This is a genomic window from Acidobacteriota bacterium, assembly GCA_030774055.1.
Lineage (GTDB): Bacteria > Acidobacteriota > Terriglobia > Terriglobales > Acidobacteriaceae > JACPNR01.
Genome location: JALYLW010000112.1, coordinates 1 through 5,699 on the forward strand (window position 1 = coordinate 1; position 5,699 = coordinate 5,699).

The 5,699-nt window shown below is 63.1% G+C and carries 5 protein-coding genes; 2 read left to right on the plus strand and 3 right to left on the minus strand.

Annotated elements, in window-relative coordinates:
• Nucleotides 1–1,371: an aminotransferase class I/II-fold pyridoxal phosphate-dependent enzyme gene (locus M3P27_09145; GenBank protein ID MDP9268472.1), complete on the minus strand. Its 1,371-nt coding sequence runs from the start codon at nt 1,369–1,371 to the stop codon at nt 1–3.
• Between the two features lie 54 nt (nt 1,372–1,425).
• Between M3P27_09145 and M3P27_09150 the strand changes: the two genes are divergently transcribed.
• A complete protein-coding gene (locus M3P27_09150) occupies nt 1,426–2,028 on the plus strand; it encodes a DNA-3-methyladenine glycosylase (GenBank protein ID MDP9268473.1) in 603 nt (200 codons plus the stop codon).
• A 185-nt stretch (nt 2,029–2,213) separates the two neighbouring features.
• Nucleotides 2,214–2,630: a cobalamin B12-binding domain-containing protein gene (locus M3P27_09155; GenBank protein ID MDP9268474.1), complete on the plus strand. Its 417-nt coding sequence runs from the start codon at nt 2,214–2,216 to the stop codon at nt 2,628–2,630.
• Between the two features lie 118 nt (nt 2,631–2,748).
• On the opposite strand, the gene lon is transcribed toward M3P27_09155, so the two are convergent.
• Both lon and M3P27_09165 read right to left on the minus strand, forming a co-directional pair.
• A complete protein-coding gene (gene lon, locus M3P27_09160) occupies nt 2,749–5,169 on the minus strand; it encodes an endopeptidase La (protein ID MDP9268475.1) in 2,421 nt (806 codons plus the stop codon).
• 193 nt (nt 5,170–5,362) lie between these two features.
• Nucleotides 5,363–5,699, minus strand: a 337-nt coding sequence (locus tag M3P27_09165) for a hypothetical protein (protein MDP9268476.1), incomplete at its 5' end; no start/stop codon positions are given.

Consider the following 5,699-nt stretch of genomic DNA (forward strand, 5'->3'; position numbering starts at 1 on the left):
CTATCCCGCTTCGACGGCTTCCTTCAACAGCTTCCAGATCTGCGGAATCCAGTCCTTGTGCTCGGGTTTCATCAGGACGGACCGCAACGCGGTCACCGTCCCCTGCCCGCCCAGGCCGAAGAACTTCCGCGGCAGCTCCGCAAGCGCGAGATGCAGGTTGCGCTTCGCCGCTTCCTCGAAGATCTGGCGCGCGCGTGCGGACGCCTCCGGCGCAGTCTTCGCTCGCACTGCCCACGTGACGATGTCCAACTCGGGCGCGAAGCCGGCCAGGAATCGGGAATCGCTTTTGATCTTTTCTTGCAGCGCCAGCGCGGCCGCGCGCGAAGCGTCCAGGCGTCCGGCGAACTCGCCACCCGGAACCAGCGGCAGAAGTTTTTGCGTCGCCCACAGCGCCACCGCCGCGGCGCCGGCACGCGAGCACTCCAGGCTTATCTCGCCGAGATGCAGCTCTTTGGAGCTGAAGTACGTGACCGGCGAATCGTGCTTGTAGAAACGCTCCACGCCAGGATCGCGAAACAGGACGCAGCCGCAGCCATACGGCTGCAGCCCATGCTTGTGCGGATCGATGACGATGGAATCGCACTCGCCGATGCGGTCGAAAGCCGCGCGCGTCTCAGGCGCAAGGTTCGAAGCGAGATTGAAGTAGCCGCCGTAAGCCCCGTCGGCATGCAGCCGGAAGCTGTACTTCTCGCGCAGCGCCAGGAGTTCCGGGAGCGGATCCACCGCGCCGGTCGCGGTGGTGCCCAGGGTTGCGACTACTGTCGCGACGGCGGAACCCGGGCTTCCCTGCTTCAACTTGGTTTCGAGCGCGGCCAGGTCGATGCGGCCAAAGTCGTCGCAGGCGACGGATTCGAATTCGAGCTTCAGCACGCTCGAGATGCGCGCATGCGTGTAGTGCGCCTGCTCGCTGGCTAATACTTTCTTTCCCGGCGCGAGCTGGCCTGCGACCCACAGCGCTTCCAGGTTCGCCATGGTTCCGCCGGATGTGAGGTGGCCGAGAAAGCCAGCCTCAGGCGCTGTCCAGCCGAACATGGCTGCGAGTTCGGCGACGGCTTCTTTTTCCAGCGCCGAGCTGGCGCGGCCGCCATCGAGCGCGTGGTTGTTGGGATTGATGTACATCGCCATCGCATACGCCAGCCTGGCGATGGGGTGCGGCGGCTTGAGCATCTGCCCGGCATAGAGCGGATGGAAGTAGGGGAAGTTATCCTGCATGCGTTCGGCGGCGGCGAACAGAATCGTTTCCATCGCCCGAGCATCTGTAGACGCAGGTTCGTAAGCCGGCAGCTCTTTGAAACCGGTCTCGAGCCGCTCGAGCGCGGCGCGCAGGATGGCGAGCGAATCGTGATCGAGTTGGGTCTTGGCGCCCGGCATGATGAGAGCTAGAGAAGTGAGTGTAACGCCAGCCCTGCTCAAAATGAGGACGCGATGAAGCGAGCGGTTGCGCACCTGAAAAAAGTCGACCCCGTGCTGGCGCAGGTCATCCGCCGCGTCGGCCCATTCAACATCTCGCTCGCCTATCGCGAGGCGAGTTTCCAGACGCTCGTCCGCTCCATCGCCTTCCAGCAGTTGAATGGCAAGGCAGCCACCACCATCTTCAACCGCCTGCTCATGGCCGCGGGAGGAAAGCTCACTCCCGCTTCCGTCCTCGACCTGACGAAACAGGAGATGCGCGCCTGCGGACTGTCGAAGCAGAAAGTCAGCTACATCCGCGACCTCGCGGAGAAGACCGAATCCGGCGAGATCGATTTCGCCGCGCTGCCCAAGATGTCCGACGCGGAAGTCATCGAGCACCTCACGCGCGTGAAAGGCATCGGCGAATGGAGCGCGCAGATGTTCTTGATGTTCGCGCTGCGCCGCCAGAACGTGCTTGCCTGCGGCGATTTCGGCGTGCAAGCCGCCATCCGCAAACACTACAAGAAGCGCAAACATCCCAAGCCGAAGGACGTCGCCAGGATCGGACGCCCCTGGGCGCCTTACTCTTCGGTCGCCTGCTGGTATCTCTGGCGCAGTTTGGACGACAAGAAATAGACCATAACCACGAAGGGCACGAAGGTACACGAAGGTTTTTCTTTTTGAAGAGTTCCATGCTGCTTTGGTTCCCGGTTTCCTGGCTTTCGGTCTCCTGACTTTCGGCTCTCCTGACTTTCGGTTTTTCCTTCGTGTACCTTCGTGACCTTCGTGGTTAAAGGGTTGGTTTTGATATGCTTCTGGCGATGGCGAACGAACGCAAGATCCGCGTGGTGGTCGCGAAGCCCGGCCTCGACGGCCACGATCGCGGCGCAAAGGTGATCGCGCGCGCGCTGCGCGATGCGGGCATGGAAGTGATCTACACCGGCCTGCGGCAGACTCCCGAGATGATCGTGAACGCCGCGCTCCAGGAAGACGTGGACGTGATCGGCCTAAGCATCCTTTCCGGAGCGCACAACGCCATCGTGCCGCGCGTGCTCGAGTTGCTCAAGCAGCATAAGATCGATGACGTGCTGGTCGTCCTCGGCGGCACCATCCCCGAGCAGGACATCGAGCCGCTGAAGCAAGCGGGCGTCGCAGCCATCTTCGGTCCGGGCACGCTGATGGAAGACATCGTCGAGTTCATCAAGAAGAACGTGCGCCAGCGCAGCGTCCCGGCGTAGCGACGCCGCTTCGAGGGCTCTGCCCGCCGCGGCGGGCTCGTTTCGCGCTCGCCCATGTCGCGCACCCAAAAGAAAAGCGCGGGCGAGATGCCCGCGCTTCAACCAGCACGATGCTGGGTTAGGTCACGGCAACCTGTGCCGGCGCTTCCGCGATGTGGCGCTCGCGCTCCGCGGCGTCGCGCTTCTCATCGCGCGGCGTTTGCGGCAGCGCGATGGCCAGCGCTTCCTCGATCAGGTTCACGTAGTGGACCTTTACGCCTTCCAGCTGTTCCGGCGTGATGTCCTCTTCGAGATTCATCTGGTTCTCGGCCGGCAGGATCACGGCGTGCACGCCCGCGCGTTTCGCAGCCAGCACTTTCTCCTTGATGCCACCGACGGGCAGCACGTTCCCGCTGAGCGTGATCTCACCGGTCATCGCGGTGTACGGACGCACCGGCCGCTCGGTCAAGAGCGACACCAGTGTGGTCGCCATAGTCACGCCCGCCGACGGACCATCTTTCGGGATGGCGCCCGCAGGCACGTGGATGTGGATGTCGTGGTCCTTGAAGAAGTCTTCGTTGATGCCGAGTGAACCCGAGTTCGAACGCACCCAGGTCAGCGCCGCCTGCATGGACTCCTGCATCACCTGGCCGATCTGTCCGGTCATGGTGAAGCCGCCCTTGCCCTTCATCTTGTTGGCTTCGATGAAGAGGATGTCGCCGCCCGCCGGCGTCCACGCCAGGCCCACGGCCACGCCCGGACGCTTTGTCCGCTCGGCGATCTCGGTATCGAGCCGCACTTTGATGCCGCCCAGGAATTCGCGGATGATCTCCGTCGTCACCACCAGCTTCTCCGGTTTTCCCTCGGCAATGCGGCGCGCCTGCTTGCGGCAGATGGTGCCGATGTTGCGTTCCAGGCTGCGTACGCCCGCCTCGCGCGTGTAGTGGCGCGTGAGGAAGCTGAGCGAGTCATCCGGAAACTCGATCTGCTCCGCGGTGAGTCCGTTCTCCTCGACCTGCCGCGGGACGAGATAGCGCTTGGCGATGTGCAGCTTGTCTTCCTCGGTATAACCCTGCAGCTCGATGATCTCCATGCGATCGCGCAGCGGATCGGGAACGGGATCGAGCATGTTCGCGGTGGTGATGAACAGCACCTTCGAGAGGTCGAAAGGCACGTCGAGATAGTTATCGCGGAAGCTGTTGTTCTGCTCGGGATCGAGCGTCTCGAGCAGCGCTGCCGCGGGATCGCCGCGGAAGTCGCGTCCCAGCTTGTCGACTTCGTCGAGCATGAAGACGGGATCGTTGGTCTCGGCGCGGCGGATGCCCTGGATGATCTGTCCCGGCAAAGCCCCGATGTAGGTGCGCCGATGTCCGCGGATCTCGGCTTCGTCATGCACGCCGCCCAGCGACATGCGCACGAACTTGCGTCCCAGCGAGCGCGCGATCGATTTGCCCAGCGACGTCTTGCCCACGCCCGGAGGTCCGACAAAGCACAGGATCGGCCCCTTCATGTTCGGCTTGAGCCGGCGCACGGAGAGGTAATCGAGGATGCGGTCTTTCACCTTCTGCAGGTCGTAGTGGTCCTCATCGAGGATCTGCTTCGCCTTGATGATGTCGATCTCGCCGCCGGAAGACTTTGCCCACGGCAACACTGCCAGCCACTCCACGTAATTGCGCGTGACCGAATAGTCGGCGGCCATGGGAGACATGCGCGAAAGGCGCGTGAGTTCCTTGTTCGCCTCTTTCTTCACTTCCTCGGGCATGCCCGCGGCTTCGATCTTCTTGCGCAGGTCTTCCACATCGCGCTGGGTGTCGTCCTGCTCGCCCAGTTCCTTCTGGATCGCTTTCATCTGCTCGCGCAGGTAGTACTCGCGCTGCGACTGCTGTACCTGGTCCTGCACCTCGCTCTGGATCTTGTTGCGCAGCTGCTGGACCTCGAGCTCTTTGGCGAGGTGTTTGTTCACCTTCTCGAGACGCACCTTCACGTCCGGCGTCTCGAGCAGGTCCTGTTTATCTTTGGTGGCGAGCGAGGGCAGCGAGCTGGCGATGAAATCCACCAGGCGGCTGGAGTCCTCGATGTTCTCGGCCACGGTCTGAAGTTCGTCGGAGAGCGTGGGCGAGCCGGCGACGATCTGCTGGAACATGCCGCGGACGTTGCGATGCAGCGCCTCGATCTCGGGCGAGGTATTCTCGCCCAGCTCCGCTACCGGTTCCACGGTAGCGCGCAGGAACGGCGTCATCTGGTTGTAGTCCGCCAGCTTCACGCGCTGGATGCCTTCGGTGAAGACGAACAGGCTCTGGTTGGGCATCTTGACGACCTTGTGTACGGTCGCCAGCGTCCCGATGCTGTAGAGATCCACCGGCTGCGGCGAATCCACGCGCGCATCGCGCTGCGCCACCACCACGATGGTCTTGTCTTCGCCGAGCGAATTGATGAGTTGTACCGAGCTCTCGCGCCCCACCGTGAGCGGCAACACCGCATGCGGGAAGAGCACGGTATCGCGCACCGGCAGTACGGGCAGCTCGCGCGGGCCGGTCAGCGGCTTCGTCGCCGAGCCCATTGCATGAGTTTCACTGGCCATTTCGGATCCTTTATATAAGAAGACTAAACAATAGATGAGTGCGACCGGCTAAACGATGCAGCCGCGGGCCCACAGTGTGCGAGCGGTGGGATTCTACGCCACCTGGCGCAGAGCTTGCCACCCGAAGGTGCCCACAAAACACGGCATTTCAACGCGCCGCAGGATAGGGGACTTATCTTTTGGGAACGCGATTCCTGGAGACGGGAACATCGATGATCAGGTTGCCGGCGCGGTCGCTGCGGAAACGGAAACCCGGGGGGATGACGGTGGTCGCGGAATATTCCGTCACCATCGCCGGGCCGCGTAGCGCTGCTACCCGGCCCCGCGCGACTGACGCGGCTGAGGCGACTGCAACGATGGACTCGCGCGCGATGATGGCGGTCAGGTAGGCGCGCCCGTCGAAGACGACGCGCGCTTTCTTCTTGACCGGCCGCGGGCTCTCTGCTGAATCAGCCGCGCGGGTGGCCGCGTCACCGGTCCCGGCCCGTGGGAGTCTTACTCTCGAAGCG